Origin of the sequence: Citricoccus muralis, from assembly GCF_003386075.1 — a bacterium.
Lineage (GTDB): Bacteria > Actinomycetota > Actinomycetes > Actinomycetales > Micrococcaceae > Citricoccus > Citricoccus muralis.
Genome location: NZ_QREH01000001.1, coordinates 539,096 through 559,951 on the forward strand (window position 1 = coordinate 539,096; position 20,856 = coordinate 559,951).

General features: G+C 69.5%; 19 protein-coding genes. 10 read left to right on the forward strand and 9 right to left on the reverse strand.

From position 1 onward, the window contains the following. Window positions 1-18 precede the first annotated feature (18 nt). Window positions 19-690, reverse strand: coding sequence for an isochorismatase family protein (locus tag C8E99_RS02305; protein WP_115930943.1), 672 nt, complete (start codon window positions 688-690; stop codon window positions 19-21). Window positions 691-744: 54 nt separating this feature from the next. After that, window positions 745-2,085, reverse strand: a complete 1,341-nt coding sequence (locus tag C8E99_RS02310) for a nicotinate phosphoribosyltransferase (protein WP_281269050.1) — start codon at window positions 2,083-2,085, stop codon at window positions 745-747. 108 nt (window positions 2,086-2,193) lie between these two features. On the opposite strand from C8E99_RS02310, the gene clpS reads away from it, so the two are divergent. The 7 genes from clpS (at window position 2,194) to C8E99_RS02345 (ending at window position 8,080) form a co-directional block, all read left to right on the forward strand. After that, on the forward strand, window positions 2,194-2,610 hold the full coding sequence (gene clpS, locus C8E99_RS02315; RefSeq protein WP_115930944.1) for an ATP-dependent Clp protease adapter ClpS: 417 nt from the start codon (window positions 2,194-2,196) through the stop codon (window positions 2,608-2,610). Then, complete coding sequence (locus C8E99_RS02320) at window positions 2,610-3,296, forward strand: DUF2017 family protein (protein WP_115930945.1); 687 nt, start codon at window positions 2,610-2,612, stop codon at window positions 3,294-3,296. Before clpS ends, C8E99_RS02320 begins: the two co-directional genes overlap by 1 nt. A gap of 86 nt (window positions 3,297-3,382) precedes the next feature. Beyond that, the gene (gene murI, locus C8E99_RS02325) at window positions 3,383-4,447 is read left to right on the forward strand and encodes a glutamate racemase (protein ID WP_245952033.1); all 1,065 of its coding nucleotides are present in this window, start codon (window positions 3,383-3,385) and stop codon (window positions 4,445-4,447) included. Then, complete coding sequence (locus C8E99_RS02330; RefSeq protein WP_115930946.1) at window positions 4,444-5,265, forward strand: MBL fold metallo-hydrolase; 822 nt, start codon at window positions 4,444-4,446, stop codon at window positions 5,263-5,265. The genes murI and C8E99_RS02330 overlap by 4 nt, the downstream gene beginning before the upstream one ends. A 123-nt stretch (window positions 5,266-5,388) precedes the next feature. Next, the gene (gene rph, locus C8E99_RS02335) at window positions 5,389-6,186 is read left to right on the forward strand and encodes a ribonuclease PH (RefSeq protein ID WP_115930947.1); all 798 of its coding nucleotides are present in this window, start codon (window positions 5,389-5,391) and stop codon (window positions 6,184-6,186) included. Then, the gene (rdgB, locus tag C8E99_RS02340; RefSeq protein ID WP_115930948.1) at window positions 6,183-6,854 is read left to right on the forward strand and encodes an RdgB/HAM1 family non-canonical purine NTP pyrophosphatase; all 672 of its coding nucleotides are present in this window, start codon (window positions 6,183-6,185) and stop codon (window positions 6,852-6,854) included. The genes rph and rdgB overlap by 4 nt, the downstream gene beginning before the upstream one ends. Continuing rightward, window positions 6,854-8,080, forward strand: coding sequence for a 3'-5' exonuclease (locus C8E99_RS02345; protein WP_115930949.1), 1,227 nt, complete (start codon window positions 6,854-6,856; stop codon window positions 8,078-8,080). The genes rdgB and C8E99_RS02345 overlap by 1 nt, the downstream gene beginning before the upstream one ends. A gap of 158 nt (window positions 8,081-8,238) precedes the next feature. Here the strand turns inward: C8E99_RS02345 and C8E99_RS16150 are convergent, their stop codons facing one another. Next, window positions 8,239-10,140 carry an HNH endonuclease signature motif containing protein gene (locus C8E99_RS16150; RefSeq protein ID WP_115930950.1) on the reverse strand — a complete coding sequence of 634 codons (1,902 nt, stop codon included), beginning with the start codon at window positions 10,138-10,140 and terminating at the stop codon, window positions 8,239-8,241. 344 nt (window positions 10,141-10,484) lie between these two features. Continuing rightward, the gene (locus C8E99_RS02355) at window positions 10,485-11,432 is read right to left on the reverse strand and encodes a LysR family transcriptional regulator (RefSeq protein ID WP_115933154.1); all 948 of its coding nucleotides are present in this window, start codon (window positions 11,430-11,432) and stop codon (window positions 10,485-10,487) included. A gap of 229 nt (window positions 11,433-11,661) precedes the next feature. Between C8E99_RS02355 and C8E99_RS02360 the strand changes: the two genes are divergently transcribed. Further along, complete coding sequence (locus C8E99_RS02360; RefSeq protein ID WP_115930951.1) at window positions 11,662-12,978, forward strand: Glu/Leu/Phe/Val dehydrogenase dimerization domain-containing protein; 1,317 nt, start codon at window positions 11,662-11,664, stop codon at window positions 12,976-12,978. Window positions 12,979-13,080: 102 nt separating this feature from the next. On the opposite strand, the gene C8E99_RS02365 is transcribed toward C8E99_RS02360, so the two are convergent. Continuing rightward, complete coding sequence (locus C8E99_RS02365; RefSeq protein ID WP_115930952.1) at window positions 13,081-13,836, reverse strand: maleate cis-trans isomerase family protein; 756 nt, start codon at window positions 13,834-13,836, stop codon at window positions 13,081-13,083. Next, the gene (locus C8E99_RS02370; protein WP_115930953.1) at window positions 13,833-14,591 is read right to left on the reverse strand and encodes a maleate cis-trans isomerase family protein; all 759 of its coding nucleotides are present in this window, start codon (window positions 14,589-14,591) and stop codon (window positions 13,833-13,835) included. Before C8E99_RS02370 ends, C8E99_RS02365 begins: the two co-directional genes overlap by 4 nt. 254 nt (window positions 14,592-14,845) lie before the next feature. Here C8E99_RS02370 and C8E99_RS02375 point away from each other — a divergent pair, with 254 nt between their 5' ends. Further along, on the forward strand, window positions 14,846-16,213 hold the full coding sequence (locus C8E99_RS02375) for an amidase (protein ID WP_245952034.1): 1,368 nt from the start codon (window positions 14,846-14,848) through the stop codon (window positions 16,211-16,213). A 3-nt stretch (window positions 16,214-16,216) separates the two neighbouring features. Here C8E99_RS02375 and C8E99_RS02380 read toward each other — a convergent pair whose 3' ends face one another. Beyond that, complete coding sequence (locus C8E99_RS02380; RefSeq protein ID WP_115930955.1) at window positions 16,217-16,738, reverse strand: DUF3830 family protein; 522 nt, start codon at window positions 16,736-16,738, stop codon at window positions 16,217-16,219. Between the two features lie 25 nt (window positions 16,739-16,763). Continuing rightward, window positions 16,764-18,023, reverse strand: a complete 1,260-nt coding sequence (locus C8E99_RS02385) for an aspartate aminotransferase family protein (protein ID WP_115930956.1) — start codon at window positions 18,021-18,023, stop codon at window positions 16,764-16,766. A 110-nt stretch (window positions 18,024-18,133) separates the two neighbouring features. Between C8E99_RS02385 and C8E99_RS02390 the strand changes: the two genes are divergently transcribed. After that, a complete protein-coding gene (locus tag C8E99_RS02390; protein ID WP_115930957.1) occupies window positions 18,134-19,606 on the forward strand; it encodes an NAD-dependent succinate-semialdehyde dehydrogenase in 1,473 nt (490 codons plus the stop codon). Window positions 19,607-19,645: 39 nt separating this feature from the next. On the opposite strand, the gene C8E99_RS02395 is transcribed toward C8E99_RS02390, so the two are convergent. Then, the gene (locus tag C8E99_RS02395; protein ID WP_245952035.1) at window positions 19,646-20,836 is read right to left on the reverse strand and encodes an ADP-ribosylglycohydrolase family protein; all 1,191 of its coding nucleotides are present in this window, start codon (window positions 20,834-20,836) and stop codon (window positions 19,646-19,648) included. Window positions 20,837-20,856: the final 20 nt, after the last annotated feature.

A 20,856-nucleotide genomic window follows, 5' to 3' on the forward strand; every position in this document is an offset into this window, starting at 1 on the left:
GGGCGTGAGGACGCAGCGCTAGTCGGCGGTGCCGCCCCACATCTGCAGCACGGCGCCGTTCTCCTCCATGAGTTCCAGGGCCTCATCGGACCGCTCCGGATCCACGCCCACCACGAGGTCGGTGAACACGGAGGTGTCATAGCCGGCGTCGATGGCGTCCAGCACGGTGGCGCGGACGCAGTGGTCGGTGGCGATGCCGATCACGGTGACGGAGTTGATGCCCTCGGCCCGCAACCAGTCGTCCAGGCCCGGGGCGTCCTCCTCGACGGCTGTGGCGGCTGCGGCAGTGGCACCGAAGGGGCCGGACGTGCCCTCGGGGGCACCGGAGCGCACCATGTCCGGAACGCCGAGCTGCCCGTCGAAGCCGGAGTACGAGGCGTCGAAGCGGCCCTTGAGGAACTGGGCGTCGATGAACTCGGTGTCCAGCTCCGGATGCAGTTCGGCGCCGCTGGTTCCGGCGACGCAGTGCACGGGCCAGGTCTCGGAGTAGTCCGGCTCGGTGCCCTCGTCGGCGAAGTGGGGACCCGGATCCACATGCCAGTCGCGGGTGGCGACTACCGCGGCGTAGTCCTGGGCGTGCTCGTCCAGGAAAGCCGTGATCCGGCCGGCCACCCGGGCGCCGCCGTCGATGCCGAGGCTGCCGCCCTCACAGAAGTCGTTTTGCACATCCACGATGACCAAGGCGCGCATGGTGAAGTTCTTTCCTGTTCTGACGCGGGGGTGAAGCGGTGGTGGGGGAGGCCCTCAGGCCTCGTTGAACACGGTCGGGATAACCGGTTCGCCGGGCTGCAGTCTACGCACAGCGGCGGGCAATTCCGCACGGGAGGCCCGGTGCCGGTCTGCGGCCCGGGTGACGGCGGCCGGTCCGGTCCAGCCGGGCTGGAGCTCGCCATCGCGGACGAAGGCATGCTGCAGCGGGCGGTCGTCGGCCTGCGCCTCGGCCCGCTGGTTGACCCCGAGCAGCTCGGCGGTGGCGCGCCCCGACGCGTTGAGCCGGCGGACCGCGTGCTTGCGGCCGCCCAATGACCCCTTGCCGGAGGAGGCCTTGGCCACATCGATCCAGTCGCCATTGCCATCCTGACGGCTGACCAACTTGTAGACCATGGACGCCGTGGGGGCGCCCGAGCCGGTGACCAACCGAGTGCCCACGCCGTAGGAGTTCACCGGCGCTGACTGCAGGTGGGCGATGGCGTACTCGTCCAGGTCCGAGGTGACCATGATGCCGGTCTCGTGGTTGCCGAGCTCGTTGAGCAGGGAGCGCACCCAATGCGCCTGCTCCACCAGATCACCGGAGTCCAGACGCACGTTGCGCAGCTCCCGTCCGGCCACCTCGACGGCGGTGCGGACGCCGGACTCCACGTCGAAGGTGTCCACGAGCAGGGTGGTGTCCTTGCCCAGCGAGGCCACTTGGGCTTCGAAAGCCTCGCGTTCGGAATCGTGCAACAGGGTGAAGGAGTGGGCAGCGGTGCCGACCGTCTTCAGGCCATAGCGGATTCCGGCCGCGAGGTTGGAGGTGGAGGCGAAGCCAGCGATGACGGCGGCCCGGGCCGCGGCGACGGCGGACTCCTCGTTGATCCGCCGCGAGCCCATCTCGATGCAGGGGCGGCCGTTGGCGGCGGAGGTCATGCGCGAGGCAGCCGAGGCCACCGCGGAGTCGTAGTTGAGCACGGACAGCAGGTAGGTCTCGAGGATGCAGGCCTCGGCGAAGGTCGACTCGACCTGGAGGAGCGGTGAATAGGGGAAGTACGCCTCGCCCTCGGCGTAGCCGTAGATGTTGCCGGAGAACCGGAAATCGGCCAGCCACTGCAGGGTGGCGTCATTGACCACCCGGTGGTCGGAGAGGAAATCGAGTTCCTCGGTGCCGAAGCGAAAAGTGGCCAGCCCCTCGAGCAGGCGCCCGGTCCCCGCCACCACGCCGTAGCGGCGGCCCTCGGCCAGGCGGCGGGAGAAGACCTCGAACAGGCTGCGGCGGTGAGCTGCCCCTGACTGGAGGGCAGCCTCCAGCATGGTCAGTTCATAGTGGTCCGTGAACAGGGACGTCGGGAGCAGCCAACCGGCAGGGCCGGTGGAATTCTGGTCGGTCACGACTGACACCCTACAACTCTTGACTCGGCTTGGACGCCGGGGGCTGGACGCCGAGCGCTGGAGGTTGGACGCCGAGCGCTGGGCGCCGTCCGCCGTAGAATGGTTGCCATGTTCTTGACCCTCAGTTCTCCTGGCAGTTCCCCAGGCACCCGGGATGGCGCTCCCAGCGGTTCTCACCAGGACCGCCCCCGTGACCTTCCGGGCGGACAGCCCGGGACCGGAACAGATGTCTTGGAGCGGGAGGAGACCTCGGCCGGGACCGCTGAGCGCACCGCCGCTGACCGGCCCTGGCAGGTGGTCGTGTGGAATGACCCCGTCAACCTCATGAGCTACGTCTCCTACGTGTTCCGGTCCTACTTCGGCTTCAGCCGTGCTAAGGCTGACACCCTCATGCTCCAGGTCCACCAGGAGGGCAAGGCGATCGTCTCCTCCGGAGGCCGGGAGGAATCCGAACGGCACGTCCAGGCCATGCACGGTTACGGACTGTGGGCCACCCTCCAGCACGAGCAGGGGGAGGGAGCCTGATGGCCCGCGCCTTCAAGAGCACGCCGAAAGGGTTCGTCGCCGACCTGGAGAAGGCCGAGCGGCGCTTGCTGCGGACCCTGTTCAAGGACGTGATCCAGCTGCTGGACGTGGGGCAGGAGGCGCCCACCGAGTCCGCTTCCACATCCGCTTCAATATCCTCGTCCGATCCGTTCTGGGACATCGTCGCGGAATTGGGACCTCTGGGAGCGGACGATGCCGGTGGTGGCGAGGTGGCCGGCGTCGGGAATCCGGTGGGTGCCGGCGAGAGCACTCCGGTGCGGGAGGCACCTCAGGACGAGGCCCTCGCGCGGCTGCTGCCGCCCGGGGTGCACGGAGACACCCCTGCCGAGCAGGCAGCCGCCGGCGAGTTCCGGGCCCTGACGGAGGATGGCGTCCGCCGGGCCAAGACAGCCGATCTCCAACGGGCGGTGGCGGCCCTACAGGTCAACCCCGTGGTGCTGGACGAAGAGCACGCCATCGCCTTCAGCCGTGCCCTCAACGACGTGCGCCTGGTGCTCTCGGCCCGGCTGGGCATCGACACGGACGAGGACGCCGAACGGGTGCACGCGGTGGACGACTGGTCCGCCGCCAAGGACGTGGAGTCCTACATGGCGTTGTTGTACAACTTCACCACGTGGCTGCTCGAGACGTTGATGCTGGCCCTGTCCACCCGGCTTCCCGACTGAATCGTGCTTGACTGCAGACTGGATCTACATCTGTTGGATCAACATCTGCTGGCATGACACCTGCTGACCGAAGGACCGACCCGACCATGACCAACACGCCCGTGCCGACGGCCCCCATCGGCGTCTTCGACTCCGGGGTCGGCGGGTTGACGGTCGCCCGCGCCATCATCGACCAGCTGCCCGGCGAACAGATCGCGTACGTGGGGGATACGGCCAACGGCCCCTACGGGCCGAGGACCATCGCCCAGGTGCGCGCCTTCGCGCTCGGCATCATGGACGAGTTGGTCGACGCCGGCGTGAAGGTCCTGGTCATCGCCTGCAATTCCGCTTCGGCCGCCGTGCTGCGCGATGCCCGGGAACGGTACACCGCCCGGTACGGGATTCCGGTGGTGGAAGTCATCCAGCCGGCCGTGCGCCGTGCGGTCGCCGCCACCCGCAACGGGAGGATCGGGGTCATCGGGACCGAGGCCACGGTGAGCTCGCGCGCCTACGAGGACACCTTCGCCGCCGCGCCACAGCTGGAGATCACCTCCGTGGCCTGCCCGCGGTTCGTCGAGTTCGTGGAGGCCGGCGTCACCACCGGGCCGGAGCTGCTGGCCACCGCAGAGCGGTACCTGGCCCCACTCCGGGAGGCGGGCGTGGACACCCTGGTGCTGGGGTGCACCCACTATCCGCTGCTGACGGGCGTGATCTCGCTGGTGATGGGGGAGTCCGTCACGCTGGTCTCCTCTGCGGAGGAGACGGCCAAGGACGTGTACCGGGCGCTGGTCCGGCACGGTCTGGAGAGCCCGGCGGACGGTGCGGCGGGCGGTTCAGCCGGAAAACCGGGACACCGGTTCATGGCGACCGGAGATCCACAGTACTTCGAGACGCTGGCCCGTCGTTTCCTCGGGCCCGAGGTCGGCGGCGTGCAGCAGGTCGACCACATCTCCGAGCGCTATCCGACCGGAGTGCTGGCCCGGATCACCCCGGAGATGCTCTCGGCGGCCCAGGGCGCAACCGGACAGGGCGCAACCAGGCAGAGCGCAAACGGACACGGCACAAACGGACAGTACAGTGGTCCCAACGCAGGATCCCCCTTGCCGGCTTCGAGCGCGTCCAGCTCGGGTCACCGGGGGATCGCCACGGACGAAAGGCCGGACGCAGGGTGAAGCTCACGATCATCGGGGCCTCAGGATCGTTTCCCGGTCCGGGCTCGCCGGCCTCGTGTTACCTCGTGACGGCTGAAGGGCCGGACCCGGATGGCGCCCCCGGCAGCCAGAAGACCTGGCGGATCCTGATGGACCTCGGCAACGGCGCTCTGGGCACGTTGCAGCGTTACATGGCCTTGGACGACATCGACGCGGTGCTGCTCACCCACCTGCACCCGGACCACTGCATGGACCTCTGCGGACTGCACGTGGCCATCCGGTGGAACCCGTACGGCTGGAAGGGCATCCACGTCCCCGTGTACGGCCCCGAAGCCACCGCGGACCGCATGGCGACGGCATACGGACTCGATCCGGACCCGGGCATGCACCCCGATTTCGACTTCCACCACTGGCAGGCGAATGTCCCCGTGACCGTCGGACCCTTCACCATCACGCCGGTTCCGGTGCGCCACCCCATCGATGAGGCGTACGCGCTGCGCCTGGAGATCACCGAACCTGGCCCCGACGGGGAGCCGGTGCACCGGGTGCTGACCTACTCCGGGGACACGGACACCTGCGACGGTCTGGTCGAGGCCGCCCGCGACGCTGATCTGTTCCTCTGCGAGGCCGCCTTCCAGGAGGGCCGTGACGACGGCATCGACGGCGTCCACCTCACCGGCCGGCGTGCCGGGCAGATGGCCACCGACGCCGGCGCCCGCCGATTGCTGCTGACCCACCTGCCCGTGTGGACCGATCCGCTGGCCGCCTCCATCGAGGCGCGGGAGACCTATGCGGGCGACCTCGCCGTCGCGGTCTCCGGGGTCACCTACCGGGTCTAGACCGCTGCGGGGTGTCCGGCGTGTCCAGTATGTCCGGCAATACCGCGGTGTCCGCCGTGCCCGAAGCACCCGAAGAGCCCAAGCCCTGATTAACGCGTCCGGGCCCTCGGTAGGATGGCGGTCATGACCTCAACGACTTCCGGAGCTTCCGCCCTGCCCGAAAACAGCACCGCCGGCGCCTCGTCCACGGCGACCCGCCAGGACGGGCGCGCCGTCAACGAACTGCGTCCCATCAGCATCACCCGTGGCTGGTCCCGCCAGGCCGAGGGCTCCGCACTGATCGAGTTCGGCAACACCCGTGTGCTGTGCACCGCCTCCTTCACCCAGGGCGTCCCGCGCTGGCTCAAGGGCGAGGGCACCGGCTGGGTCACCGCGGAGTATGCGATGCTGCCGCGCGCCACGAACACCCGCTCCCAGCGCGAGTCCGTGAAGGGCAAGATCGGCGGCCGCACCCATGAGATCTCTCGCCTCATCGGCCGCTCGCTGCGCGCCATCATCGATCTCAAGGCCCTGGGCGAGAACACCATCGTGCTGGACTGTGACGTCCTGGAGGCGGACGGCGGCACCCGCACCGCCTCGGTCACCGGCGCCTACGTGGCGCTCGCTGAGGCGATCGCCTGGGCGAAGGGACAGGGCGTCATCTCGGCGTCCGCCCAGCCGCTGAAGGACTCCGTCGCCGCCGTGTCCGTCGGCATCATCGACGGTGTCCCCATGCTGGATCTGCCCTACGTGGAGGACGTCCGCGCCGAGACGGACATGAATGTGGTGGTCACCGGATCGGGCGATTTCGTGGAGGTTCAGGGCACCGCCGAAGGGGCCCCGTTCAACCGTTCCGAGCTCGACTCCCTGCTCGATCTGGCCGTGGCCGGGTCCGCCGAGCTGGCCACCATCCAGCGCGAGACCCTGGCCGGCGAGCGGTGAGCGGCCGAGCAAAGTCCGCGTCCGAGCCCCGGCTGGTGCTGGCCACCCGCAACCAGGGCAAACTGCGCGAACTGCGTGAACTGCTCCGTGGACAGGTGCCCGGACTGGACGTCGACACCCAGGTCGTCGACGCTGCGTCCCTGGACGCCCCAGACGTGGTGGAGGACGGTGTCACCTTCGAGGAGAATTCCCTCAAGAAGGCCCATGCCGTCGCCCGGCACACCGGGCTGGTGGCTGTGGCCGACGACTCCGGCCTGTCCGTGGAGGTCCTCGGGGGCGCTCCCGGGATCTTCTCCGCACGGTGGGCCGGACGCCACGGGGATGATGCCGCCAACCTGCAGCTGCTCCTGGACCAGATGGCGGACGTGAAGCCCGAGCACCGTAACGCCGCGTTCATCTGTGCTGCCGCGGTGGCAACTCCGGCCGGCGAGGAGCATGTCGAACTCGGTTTCCTGGCCGGTACCCTCCTGACGGCGCAGCGGGGCGCGGGTGGATTCGGCTATGACCCGATCCTGCAGCCGCACGGCATGCACGTCTCCGTGGCTGAGCTGGATCCTGAGGTGAAGAACTCGATCAGCCATCGTGGCACGGCCTTCCGGCAGCTGCTCCCCGAACTGGTGCGGTTGCTGGCCGGGTCACATGATGGTGCGTCCGGCGGAGGGCGCTGATGGCGCTCGACTTCACGGCGCTGGACTTTGAGACGGCCAACGGCTTCCGCGGTTCGCCGTGTTCCGTGGGCCTCGTGCGGGTCCGCGACGGTCAGCCGGTGGAACGCGCGTATTGGTTGATGAGGCCGCCGGCAGGCTTCGACAGGTTCGATGCCCGGAACGTGGGAATCCACGGCATCACGGCAGCGCAGGTGGCCGGCGCGCCGCGATTCGCCGAGGTGTTCGGGGACATGGCGGACTTCATCGGCTCCGATCCTCTTGTGGCCCACAACGCGGGCTTCGACCTCGGAGTCATCGAATCAGCTCTCGAGGTCTCCGGCCGAGACATCCCGCGCTTCGACTATGCCTGCTCCCTGGTGATGGCGCGGCGCACCTATGAGCTGCCGTCCTACGCGCTACCCGTGGCCGCCGTGGAGGCGGGGCATCCACTCGAGAACCACCATGATGCCCTCGCCGATGCTGAGGCCTGTGCCTGGATCATGATCGATGTGCTCGAGCGGCGGACGGCGGCTCGGCAGCCGGCTGGACGGCAGGCGGCCGGACAGCAGACGGTTGACGGACTGCTGGTGGAGCGGCAGACCCTTTCACCGGCTCCTGCTGTCGCCGCGCGAATCGAGGACGGTGGAGAGTCCCGGTCATGGGGTACCACGGGCCCGAATCGAGCTACCCAGTCGTCCGCGGGCCTGCTGGAAGCGGGGCTGGCCGAGATCCTGGCCCTTGACGGGGTGCGGTTGCGACAGCTGGAGGCTCGCAGGGCCGGAACCAAGCCGGAGTCCCGTGCCACCCGGCAAGCCCGCGGGCTCGGGCCCGTCTTCGACTCCACGGTGGTACTGCCGCACGCCGAACGGATGCCTGACTTGATGCACTGGCCGGATGAGGGGATCAATCCTGAGCCTGCCGCCGACGCAGATCCGGCTCATCCGCTGTATGGACACACCGTGGTGTTCACGGGCAACCTGGGCATGCCCCGGCAGGAGGCCAAGAACCGGGCCGCCGCGTGGGGCGCGCGGACAGGCAGCCGGGTCAACGCGCAGACCACCATATTGGTCGTCGGAGACGGCTTCCGCGCTGAGGACCTCGGCGCGGCAACGCGCGGCGGGGCGATCGGGCACCGCAAAACGCGGGACGCGCTGGCTCGCCGTCAGCAGGGACAACACGTGGAGCTCGTCTCCGAACCGGAGTTCCTGCAGATGCTGGACGGCAACTGGCCCGACGCCGCGGTATAGGAGATTCTGTCAGCCACGTTGCCACGGAGTCCCGCAGCCAAGCATCTCGTAACCACGGTGTCCAGGAGCCTCGTAGCCTCGTAGCCTCGTAGCCACGTAGCTACGCAGTTGCCAAGCACCAGGCGAGCGCCCTGACTCATCGCGTCGGTCCGACCCACCTAGGCCCGCCAGTACCGGTTGCGCTGGGGCGTCCTGAACGGATCCAGATAGGGTGCGGGGACGAACCAGGGGACGCCGTCGTCTTCGACGCTGATGTGCCACGAACCGCTGTGGACCGCGTGATGATGCCGACTGCAGAGCAGCACCCCGTTGTCCACGCTCGTCGCTCCGCCGTGGGTCCACCACTGGATGTGGTGAACCTCGCACCACGGTGCAGGCATCGTGCAGCCGGGGGACGCGCATCCGCCGTCGCGTGCTGTGATGGCCCGGCGGAGCCGAGGTGGAAAGAGCCGTTGTGTACGTCCCACGTCCAGGACCTGCCCAGCGCCGCCCATGACCACGGGCAGGATGTCAGCGTCACAAGCGAGGGTGCGGATGGTGCTGGGACTGATTGGACCGGTAAAGGCCGCCTCAGATTTGAAGGTTCCTACGTCCAGAGCGCCGACGGGAATGACATCAGCCTCGCCGGTTTTGCCGGATTTTCCGGGGTCGGCGGGTTCGCTGGGCTCATTCGGTTGGCCGGGTTTGGTGGGTTCGTCTGGTGGCTTCGACGCTTCTGGTGGTTCGGGTGGGCTCGGTGGGCGTGGATAGCCTGTAGACATGGACGCCGTCGAGGTTTCGCCCGGGGATGCCTGGCTGCGAACGACCTGACCGGCGAGTGTCTCGTAATCGATGGTCACCATGACCAGAGGACGGTTCCCGCCGGACGACGGCAGGCCGTTGCCCTCGACCAATGCCAATGCCCCCATGAGGGCGGAAGTCAGGCCGTCCAATTGGCGCTGGTGGCGGGAGCGGCGGTCGACGGACACGACGCCGGCATCTGGCCAGAGGTTTGCTCCATCCGGGAGATCCGGGACGGGCGCCTCAGCGGCCGACGTCATGCTGTCGGTGGCCTCGCCACCACCCTGGACGCCTTCGTTCTGCGCGCCACCGCCCTGGATGCCTTCACTCTGTGCGCGGGGGTTGGTCGCGGCTCCGGCGATGGTGCTGAGGACCTCGTGCTGGAGGTCGTCCGCAGCGATCTTCCACAGATGGAGGCCCCGTCGCTTGCCTCGGTAGGAAAGCCCTTGCTGGACAGACGGGACGGCGTCGGAAGGTTCTGCCCCATCCGGGTTGAGCGCGTGTTGGGCCCACTGACGCCAGCGGGCGCAGGCGTGACGCATCAACTCCGGGTCCAGGACGGTGGCCTGGGCCGTCAGGGTCTCCTCGCCCCGGGATAGCCAATCCGCGGTCAAGGAGGGGTCCGCGTTCGTCGCCTCGGCATCCTTTTTCGTCTGGTCCAGGGCCGTGGAGATCAGGTCGAGAGTGCACGGGTCGAGATGCCCCTGCAGGAAGGCCTCAGCCAGGATGGGGTAGGTGGCACTGCGCTGGTGGCCGGTGATCTCTGGGACCGGCGGCTGGACCTGCTGGGCACGATGGATGCGCTTGCGTGCCTCCGGCCGGGGGATCCGCAGGGTCTTCACCATCCAGTCCGGGGCATCCCGAAACGGCTTGGCCCCTCCAGGGATGCCGAGCATCGGTTCGCGGAGGGATCCCTCATCCATGGCATGGGCAGCATGACCGGCCAACGACGTATGTACAGCAGTCAGAAGACGTCCCAGATCTTCGACCCTGCGGTGGATGACGGGTAGCGAACCGGATGCAAAGGTCTCAGGTGCCGCCACGAAGTCAGGGCCATGGGGCGACTCTCCCGGGACGATCGGTGTGAGGGATGTCAGCCCGGACCAGTCCAGGTCAGGAGGTGGCGGGACCACGCGTTCGAAGGCATCGACCGTGGTGGGACCGGACAGTCGTTCGGCAAGTAACTCCAGGGCGTGGCGAGCGACATCAAGGACTTCCGGAGTGGCCCACTCGGCCAACTCGTCCAGTCCACGCGAGGGCTCCATCTCCTCCGCTGTCATGCCCGCGCCCTCCTTCCGCACTGTCGCCGCCCTTGCGCAGCCTTGGTGGCCCTGTTGACCCGGGTGGCCCTGTTGACCCGGGCGGCCCTGTCGGCCTGTCCGACGTGAACGCGACCTTCGGGGCTCCGGCCCTTCGTTCTAGTACATATATTCGATCATGGGCAACGGACGAGATAAGCACCGTCCACCGGAATGTGGAGGGCTGAGAGAGAGACTCATGGTGTGGAGTACTGCGTCGAAAGAAGCGGACGCAGCGGACACAGCGGACACAGCGGACGCAGCGGGTGGTGAGGACGCTGAGAACAGTGGACTCAGGACTCCGGACCCAGAACTCCGGAAGGGACTCAGGATTCCGAAGCGGGCCCGGGCGAGACCGGGGCTGAACTGATGGCCAGTCCCTTCTCCGCGGCGGCCGTGCGGATCGCGTTGATGACGAGTTCGAGTGACGGCCGGCGTGTGGGGGAGGTCCGGTAGGCGATGGAGACCGTCCTCATCACCGGTTCCTCCAGGGCGATGATGTCCACTCCGTCCGGGACCAGCTCCAACGCGAGATCGGACACCAGTGTCACCCCGAGCCCGCCGGCGGCCATGGCCAGCGCGGTGGGCTGTTCGGCGACGGTGTGGACGATCCTCGGGTCGAAGCCCTTCTGGTGGCAGGCGATGCGGACCGCATGGCCGAAGTGGTCGCTCTCCCGGGCCAGAATCCACGGATAGTCGGCCAGCTGCGCCAGCCGCACCGTCCCGGAGGGGATCATCCCGGTGGGCACGGCGGCGTGGAGCCGCTCCACGGCGATGATCGTCCGGGTCAGGTTGGGGTCCCAGGTCACCGGGGTCACTGAGTAGTCGATGACGAAGGAGAAATCCAAGGTGCCGTCCTTGACCGCTCCCGCCGTCTGTTCGGGATCCAACTCCACGGTGCGGACCTCGATACCGGGGTATCGCACCGCCAGACTGGACAGGGCCTGCGGCACGAGGCTGGAGGCCACGGATGCCCAGACACCCGCGGTGAGGCGTGCCGTCACCCCGTTCTGAGCCTGCTCCAGGGCCTTGGTCGCCCGATCCACCGAGCCGAGGATCTGTTCCGCATGCTCGGCAAGGACGAGTCCCAGATCGGTGAGCAGCAGCCGGCGGCCGTGCCGCTCCACGAGCCGGGCGCCGACGTCGCGCTCCAGCTGGGCCAACTGCTGGGAGACGCCCGAAGGACTGTAGTGCAGGGCGGCCGCCACGGCGGTCACGGTGCCGCGCAGGTGCAACTCCCGCAGCATCCTCAGCCGACGCAACGACAACTCCATGGGCGTCAGCATAGGGGTGGGCCTCCATCGCGGGGGAGACCTTGTAGTCCCGGTTCACGGCATCGTGCAGGAACCGGCGATAGACGCCAAGGGAAACCCCCTCCACGCTGGGAGTACGAGCCGGAGCCGAGCCGGCGGGAACCGAACATTCACCGAAGCACGCACCGGAGCACACGCCGGAGGGCGAATCGCTGCGGGACCAACCGTGAACTCGATGGAGGTGGCGGGCATGACCCTGATCCAGAACCCTGATGGCAACCGAACGCACGACGGCACCAGTGGACCGGCGCGCAGCGCCCGGCCAGAAACCCTGCCCGGCACCAGGCCAGAGACTCAGACCGGGAATCCGGCAGGGGAGCCGTTCATACGTATAGACCCCTTCGACCGTCCTCCGGAGCAGGAGATCGCGTGGACCGATCCGGTCACCGGCTCCCGGGGATGGCTCGTGGTGCACACCCTGGTCGGGGGCATGGCCACCGGGGGCACCCGCATGCGAGCCGGCTGCACCCGGGACGAAGTCGCCGACTTGGCACGCTGCATGGCCACAAAGACTGCGGCATTCGGCCTGCCCGTCGGCGGGGCCAAGGCGGGCATCGACTGCGATCCGCGAGACCCGGACGCGATGGGAGTCCTGGAGCGCTTCTTCGCCCACATGCGGCCGTGGCTCGAGAACTCCTGGGTCACTGCCGAAGACCTCGGCGTCTCCCAGTCGGACCTCGACGCCGTCTTCACCCGGCTGGGGTTGGACCAGTCCTTCCACGCCGCCATCCGGCGCTCGCCGGACCCGGCCGCCACCCTGGACCGCGTCCGGGCAGGACTCGACACCGTGGACCAGGACGGCCTGCCACTGGGGGATGTGATCGGTGGCTACGGGGTGGCCCAGGCCTGCCTGGGGACGGCGGCCGCCTTCGGATGGGAACCCACACGGACCACGGTGGCCATCCAGGGCATCGGCACCATGGGCGGCGGGGCCGCGTGGTACCTGCACGAGGCGGGCGTCCCCGTGACCGCGATCGCCGACGCCGCCGGGACCCTGTTCTGCCCCCGCGGCCTGGACATCCCGGCCCTGCTGGCCGCCCGCGACCACTACGGCGAGATCGACCGAGCTACGGTACCGTCCGGCGTCGAGCTCCTGCCGCGCGAGGCGGTGCTCGCGGCGCCCGCGGACATCCTCGTCCCGGCGGCGGTCTCCTACGCGCTGGGGGTCGGGTCCGTAGCGGACGTCGCGGCCCGGGCGGTGGTCGAGGCCGCGAACTCACCCACGACGCCGGACGCGGAAGAACGCTTGGCCGTACGCGGGATCCCGGTGATCCCGGACTTCGTGGCCAATGCTGGGGCGGCGGCCTGGGCCTGGTGGTTGCTGCAGGGGCAAGTGGGCACGGACCCCGAAGACTCGTTCCGCCGCCTGCGGGAGGAGATGCAGGGCAAGGTGGCCTACATGCTCGCGGAATGGAGCGGCGCCAGGGTGAGCCCCCGGCGCAGTGCCTGGGGATTCGCCAGCGCCAACCTGGAGGCGCTCGCTGGTCGCGAGATCACCATTCCCTAGCCGCGTCGAGCGCCGCCCGGTTGTCGGGGAGTGCCGCGGTGCCCGTTGTCGCATCGGGCACCACCACATCGGGCACCACCACATCAGGCACCGCCGGCACCACTACACCCGGCTGAATAACACGCCCAGCCGGTCCGAGACCACCGACGAGCCGGCTAACCGGAGACCGTGCCAGATCGTGACCTGGTTGGCCGTGAGAACGGGCTTGCCCAGCCGGTCCTCGATTGCGGTCAGCACGTCCAGCGTGTGCATAGCCGTGTCCGGGATGAGCAGGGCCTCGGCGGCCGGGTGGTCGTTCTGCAGGGCCAGATCCGTCACCCGGGCGCCGTCCAGGGAACCCACCTCCGCCGCGGTGTCGATCCCGGCACTGCCCCGGGCCACCACCTCGATCCCCGAGGCCGCCAGGAAGTCGGTGAAGAGCACGGCCACCTCCTCCGGATAACTGGCCGCCACAGCAACGCGCTTCACGCCGAGCGCGGTCACGGCGGCCACGAACGACTGCGACGTGCTCGCCGCCGGCACCCCGGCCACCTCGGCCAACTGGTTAGCCTGCTGGCGAACGCCCTCGTGGCCGTAGACGAAGCTGCCGGACGTGCAGGCCCACATCACAGCGTCCACCGCGTCCACTGCGTCCCCCGGGCGCACCGGACCCACCGAGTCCGCTGCCACGGCCGTGAGCAGCCGTGAGACCCCCTCAGCGAGCTTCTCCGGGCTGCCCAGATCGAGGAGTTCGGGCACCGCGTGGAGGTCCGTGCCGTAGACGTGCACCACCGGCAGGCGCACGCCGAGCCGGCTCGCCGCCGTCGGGTATTCGTCCTCGGCAGCGTGGTCCGGGTAGATGATGCCGATGGTGGTCATGTGGGGGATTCCTCTCGGAAGACGTCGGCCAGCCAGCGGCCCGGGCCGACCATCGGCAGGCCCATGCGGCCCAGGCAGGCCCAGACGGTCAGTTGGTTCGCGGTCAGGACGGGCTTGCCGAGCCGGCGTTCCAGCGGTTCGATGATGTCGTAGGTGGGCAGGTTGGTGCAGGAGACGAAGACGGCCTCGGAGTCGGGGGTGTCGGCCGCGAGGATGAGCTCGGCCACGGTGCGGTAGTTGACCCGCCAGATCCCGCCGCCCAGGCCGAGGTAGTGGCATTGCGGCACGGTCACCCCCAGTTCGCCGAGGAAGGCGACCAGGCGGTCCGTCAGGTCGGCGTCATAAGGGGTGATCACCGAGACGCGCCGCAGTCCCAGCGCCCGCACGGCCTCCGCCAGGGCACCGGAGGTGGTGACGGCGTCGGGAGCTCCGGCCTCCAGGATGGACCGGCGGAGTTCGGACTCGTACCCGAGCCCGTGGATGAAGCTGCCGGAGGTGCACAGGTAGGCCACGACCTCCGGATCCACGCCGAGCACATCCCGGGTGGCTGACTGCACGTGCCGCTTCTCGGAGACGAGTTCGGCCATCTCCAGGCTGACGGGGACTGGCTCGAAGGGCGTCCGGGCGAGGTGCAGGCTGACGTCCAAGGGTGTCCACCGCCAGAGCTCCCGCTCCAGGGCCAGGTCGAAGGGGGCGATCACGCCGATGCCGCGCTGGGTCACGGGACCGTCGAAATCGATGTCTGACAGGTCCACTGCCGCTCCTCGCCCTCTGTCACGTCGATCTGCCGAGTTGATGATGGGCTGAATCATAGGGGCGCCACCGTCCTCGCGACCATGGGCCGGTCACGACGTGTGGGCCCTTCCATCCGCGCAGATCAAACCCCCATAATGCGGGGACGAGGGCCGCGAACCTGACCGTCCGCGAAGCCGTCCGCACGATGTCACCTAGCACCACGTCACCTAGCACCACGTCACCAAACCGGGAGCTGCAGATGGACCCCACCCAGATGACCGCCGTCGAGCTCGTGGCCGCATATGGCAGCCGGTCACTCTCGCCCGTCGAGGCCACCACCGCGATCCTGGACCGCATCGGGACGGCGGACGGGGATCTCGGGGCCTACTGCCTCGTGGATGGTGACCGCGCCCTGGACCAGGCCCGCGCGTCCGAGGCCCGGTGGCACCGTGACCATCCCCAGGGGCTCCTGGACGGCGTGCCGGTCTCCATCAAGGACATCTTCCTCACGGACGGCTGGCCCACCCTGCGGGGTTCCCGGTCCATCGACCCGGACCAGCCGTGGACGGTGGACTCGCCCGTCGCGGCCCGGCTCCGCTCGGACGGCATGGTCTTCCTGGGCAAGACCACGACGCCGGAGCTCGCCTGGAAGGCGGTCACGGACAGCCCGCTGACGGGCATCACCCGCAACCCCGCCGACCCGCGGTTGACGGCCGGCGGCTCCTCCGGTGGTTCTGCCGCCGCGGTGGCCGCTGGCATGGGGCCGTGCTCCGTGGGGACCGACGGCGGCGGCAGCGTCCGCATCCCGGCCTCCTTCTGCGGCATCGTGGGCTTCAAGCCCACCCACGGGCGGATCCCGCTGTACCCGGCCAGCCCGTTCGGTCCGCTGGCCCATGCCGGGCCGATGACGCGCACGGTGGAGGACACGGCCCTGATGATGGACATCCTGGCGCTGCCGGATCCCCGGGATCCCACTTCGCTGGCGCCGCCGCAACGGACCTTCCGCGGGGAATTCAACCGTGAGGTGGACGGACTGCACGTGGCCTACTCGCGTGACCTCGGCTACGCGAAGGTGGACCGGGAGGTCGCGGGCGTCGTGGACGCGGTGGTGAGGCGGATCGACGAGGCGGGTCTGCCCGTCACCGAGGCCGATCCCGGCTTCACCGATCCGATCGAGGCCTTCGAGGTGCTGTGGGCCAGTGGGGCGGCCACCCTGCTGGACACGATGGCCGCGGCCTCGCCCGGCACCCGGGAGAAGGTCGACCCGGGTCTGGGCCGGGTGTGGGACCGGGGGGAACAGATCAGCGCGGTCGAGTACCTCCGGGCCCGGGATGTCGCTGCGCAGGCGGGTATCACCATGGGCTCCTTCCACGAGGAGCACAACGTGCTGCTCACCCCTGCCGTGGGGATCCCGGCGTTCGAGGCAGGGCACGAGGTCCCGCCCGGCAGCGGCCTGGAGCGTTGGCCGCAGTGGGCTACGTTCAGCTTCCCGTTCAACCTCACCCAGCAGCCGGCCATCAGCATCCCCGTGGGCGTCACCGCCGCCGGGCTGCCCGTGGGGCTGCAGATCGTGGGTCCACGGCACTCCGATGACCTCGTCCTGGCCGTCGCACGGTTCGTGGAGTGGCTGCTGGACCAGTAGCCCCTACTCGCGCTCGAACACCAGCCGCTCGCCGGCGAATCCGTTCCGCCACAGGTCGTTGCAGGCCGCGGCCATGGCCTCGAGCCCAGTTGCGCCCGCTGAGTTGTCCGGGCCGGACACAACCGTGCCGAACACGTTGCCCGGGACCCATCCGACGTCACCATTGAGGAGTAGGTTGTTCCGGTCGTAGAACAGGGCCAGGTCCGTGGCGCCCTGGGCCTCGTGGGCGGTGGTGCCGGGCGCATAGCCGTAGGCGGGGTTGCCGATCTCCCACGGCTCGAAGTCGAACAGGCACACATCCCCGGGGATCGGCGTGACCGTGGGGTTCTCCCGTCGAGGTGCCGCCGTGATGCGGGGCAGCAGGGCATACACCTCGTTGCGGGCGAACTTGGCGTGATAGGCGTCCCCGGCCAGCGGGAGGGCCTCCCAGACGGCCGCACACGTGGCGGGGGCCAGGTCGTCGAGCAACCGGACGCGGCAGGAGACCTGGCGGGTGGCGAGCGTGAGGATGAGGTGGCGTGGCATCGGGTCCCCTGGTTCTGCGTTCTGCCTAGATCTCCGCGAGGACTTCGGACCAGATGGCCAGGCCCTCGTCGATCTCCTCCGCGGTGACCACGAGCGGCGGGATCATCCGGACCACGTTCATGTAGGCGCCACAGGTCAGCATCAGCAGGCCCTTGTCCGCCGCCACGGTCAGGGCGGCCTTGGCCCGGCCCGGATCGGGGACGCCGTCAGCGGTGGTGAACTCGCTGCCCACCATCAGTCCGAGCCCGCGGACGTCCCCGATCCCGCCGGCACCGGGGGAGCCGGCCGCGGCAGCCGACCGGGCGCCGTCGAGCAATTGGGTGCCGCGTTCGGCGGCGTGGCCCACGAGCCCCTCGTCCTCGATCACCTGCAAGGTCGCGACGGCGGCCGCACAGGACACGGCGTTGGCACCGTAGGTGCCCCCCTGGGAGCCCGGCCAGGCCCGGGCCATCACCTCTTCGGTGGCGGCGATCCCGGACAGAGGGAAGCCGGAGGCGATGCCCTTCGCGAAGGTGATGATGTCCGGGGAGACGTCGAAGTGCTGGTGACCGAAGTACCGTCCGGTGCGGCCGAACCCGGTCTGGATCTCGTCCATGACCAGCAGGATGCCGTGCTGGTCCGCCCGCTCGCGCAGGCCGGCGAAGAAGGCGGTGTTCCCAGGGATGTAGCCACCTTCGCCGAGGACCGGCTCCACGATGAACGCCGCCGTCTCCTGCGGGGACGTCACGGTGGCGAAGAGGTAGTCCAGCTCCCTCAGGGCGAAGGCCGTTGTCTCCTCTTCACTCCAGCCGTAGCGGTAGGCGGTGGGGAACGGGGCGATGTGCACCCCGGACATCAGGGGACTGAAGCCGGCGGAGAACCGGGTGCCGGAGGTGGTCATGGTCGAGGCGGCCACCGTGCGGCCGTGGAAGCCGCCGTGGAAAACGATGACGTTCGGCCGTGCGGTCGCCTGCCGGACCAGGCGCAGCGCCGCCTCCACGGCCTCGCTGCCGGAATTCGCGAAGAACAGTGAGTCCAGGTGGTCCGGCAGCACCTCGGACAGCTTCTCCGTGAGCTCGATGAGGGGCCGGTGCATGACGGTTGTGTACTGGCCGTGGATGAGGGAGGCCACCTGCTCCTGGGCGGCTGCCACCACGCGCGGATGGCAGTGGCCCGTGCTGACCACCCCGATGCCGGCGGTGAAGTCGAGGAACCGCCGCCCGTCCTGGTCGTAGAGGCAACTTCCGCGGGCATGGTCCACGATCACGGGACTGGCCTGCTTGAGGTGGGGTGACAACGCCGTCATAGATGAGCCTCCGGTCGAGGAGTGGGTGCTGGGTCGGTGGCTGCGGTTGGGTGTTGACAGTACTTCTACGATGGGCTGACCGGCAAGGATCCACGACGCGGAGGCAGCACATGCGCCAGTCAACCCCCTCTTCAGCCACCGAGGCAGCAGCCATCGCCTCCGTCCCGACCGGCGTGTTCGCCGGCGGTCGGTGGCGGACCACCGCCCGGACCATGCCCGTGGAGGACCCGTCCACGGGAGCGGTCCTGACCGAGGTGGCCGATGCCAGCCCGGAGGAGGCCGCGGCCGCCTTGGATGCCGCGGCCACAGCCCAGGCCGACTGGGCGGCGACCCCGCCACGGCAGCGCAGCGAGATCCTGAGCCGGGCCCACCGGCTCATGGTCGAGGAGACCGACCGGCTGGCGTTGATCATGACCCTGGAGATGGGTAAGCCTTTGGCCGAGGCCCGCGGTGAAGTGGCCTACGCGGCCGAGTTCTTCCGTTGGTTCGCCGAGGAGGCGGTGCGGATCGACGGGGGCTACATGACCGCCCCCGCCGGCGACTCCCGCTTCCTGGTGGCCCGCGAGCCCGTGGGGCCCTGCATCCTCATCACACCGTGGAACTTCCCCCTGGCCATGGGGACCCGCAAGATCGGCCCGGCCCTGGCCGCCGGATGCACCTGCGTCATCAAGCCTGCCTCCCACACGCCGCTGTCCATCCTGGCCCTGGCCGAGATCCTCGTCCGCGCGGGGGTCCCGGACGGGGTGGTCAACGTGGTCACCACGAAGCGCAGCAACGACGTGATGACCCCTCTGATCCTCGACCCGCGGTCCCGCAAGCTCTCCTTCACCGGCTCCACCGAGGTGGGCAAGGGACTGCTCGAGCTCGCCGCGAAGACCGTCATGCGCACCTCGATGGAATTGGGTGGCAACGCCCCGTTCCTGGTCTTCGAGGACGCCGACCTGGACGCCGCAGTGGAGGGGGCGATGCAGGCCAAGATGCGCAACATCGGCCAGGCCTGCACCGCCGCCAACCGCATCCTGGTCCAGCGCTCGGTGGCCGCGGACTTCGCCGATCGGCTCACCCGGCGCATGGCCGAGCTACCGCTGGGGCGCGGCGTGGAGGACGGTGTGGTCGTGGGGCCGCTCATCAACGCCGGGGCCGTGGACAAGGTCGCCGAACTCGTGCGCGACGCCGTCGGGCGCGGGGCCGAGGTGCGGCTGGGCGGCCAGGCCGTGGACCGGCCGGGCCACTACTATCCGGCGACGGTGCTCACCGGGGTGCCGGCGGACGCCGAGATGTGCAGCGCCGAGATCTTCGGGCCCGTGGCCGCGCTCTCCGAGTTCGACACCGAGGAGGAGGCCGTGGCGATCGCCAACGACACCCCCTACGGGCTGGTCTCGTACCTCTACACCACCGACCTGGCGCGCGGCTTCCGCGTCAGCCACGCACTGGAGACGGGGATGGTCGGCCTCAACCGCGGGGTGGTCTCCAACCCGGCGGCGCCCTTCGGCGGTGTCAAGGAGTCCGGGGTGGGCCGCGAGGGCGGGTTCAGCGGCATCGACGAGTTCCTGGAGACGAAGTACATCAGCGTCGGACTCTGAGGTCGGTCTAGAAAGGTCGGCCTCGGATCGCGCCTCGGCTCAGCTGGTCGCGGCGATCCAGCGTTCGGCGGCCTCGGCCACGATCTCCCGCTCGCCGATCCATGCCGGAACGGCGGCGTCGGGAAAGATGTTCATCCCATAGCGGGCCCCGAGGAGCTGACCGGCCAGGGAGGCGGTCGAATCGGAATCGCCGCCGTGGTTGACGGCCAGGTGCAGGGCAGCGCGGAAATGCAGCGCCGCGCGGAAATCGACGGGCGCCAGCGCCTCGACGTCCGGGTCCACCGCCGCATCGCCACCGTCGAGTGCCGCAGCCTGTGCGGGATCCACAGCACCGCCAGTCACCAGCACGGCGTAGACCGCGATGGCCAAGGCCTCCTCGGCCACCCAGCCCTCGCCCAGTGCGGCGGGGACAGCACCGCCCCCGGCGGATTCGTCAGGCCCGTCAGATCCGCCAGGCCCGCGAGACCCGGCCAGAGCGACGGCCGCACGGACCGCCGCGGCCGTGCCGCCGTCGTCGGGCACGGTGTCCAGCCACTCCAGCGCGGCGGTGACGGACGCGTCAACCGCGTGCCCGGCCATGAGCCGGGAGATCATCAGGCCGAAGGCGGCGGCCGAGGTCCATGCTGCCGGGTGGCCGTGGGTCAGGACGGCGCCCCGGCGGGCGAGGGAGACGACCATGGTGTCCTCGAGGCCGGGGACCATGCCGTAGGGGGCCGAACGCATGACGGTCCCGCAGCCCTTCGACTCTGGGTTCTGCGGTTGGTGGGGCAGGCCCATGTCACGCGAGGACAGGCCGGACAGGCAGGCATTGCCGGGGGCTCGGCGCACGTGCATCTCCGGGTGTTCCTCGAGCCAGCGCGTGGGCGGCTCGGGGGCTCCCTCAGGGAGGGTGCCGGTCTGGGTGCGGTACCAGCGCAGGCAGGAGAGCCACACGCAGGCGGCGGGATCGGCCATGGAGCCCTCGTTGGCCCACTCGATCCAGTCCAGCAGACCGTCAAGGACGAAGAGCGTCATCTGTGTGTCGTCGCTGATGGGGATCGTCCCGCCCGCGCGGATGGCGGGCACTTGGAGGGGGTGCGTCAGCCCGCCGCCACCGTGCTCGGCGCGGATCTGCGGCAGCGAGGAGAACTCGACGGTGTAGCCCAGGGCGTCCCCGGCGGCACCGCCGGTCAGCAGGCCCAGCACCCGTGAGGGGTAGGTGGGGGAGGATGGCGCGGCGGATTCGCTCATGATCTCCATCGTAGGCACTG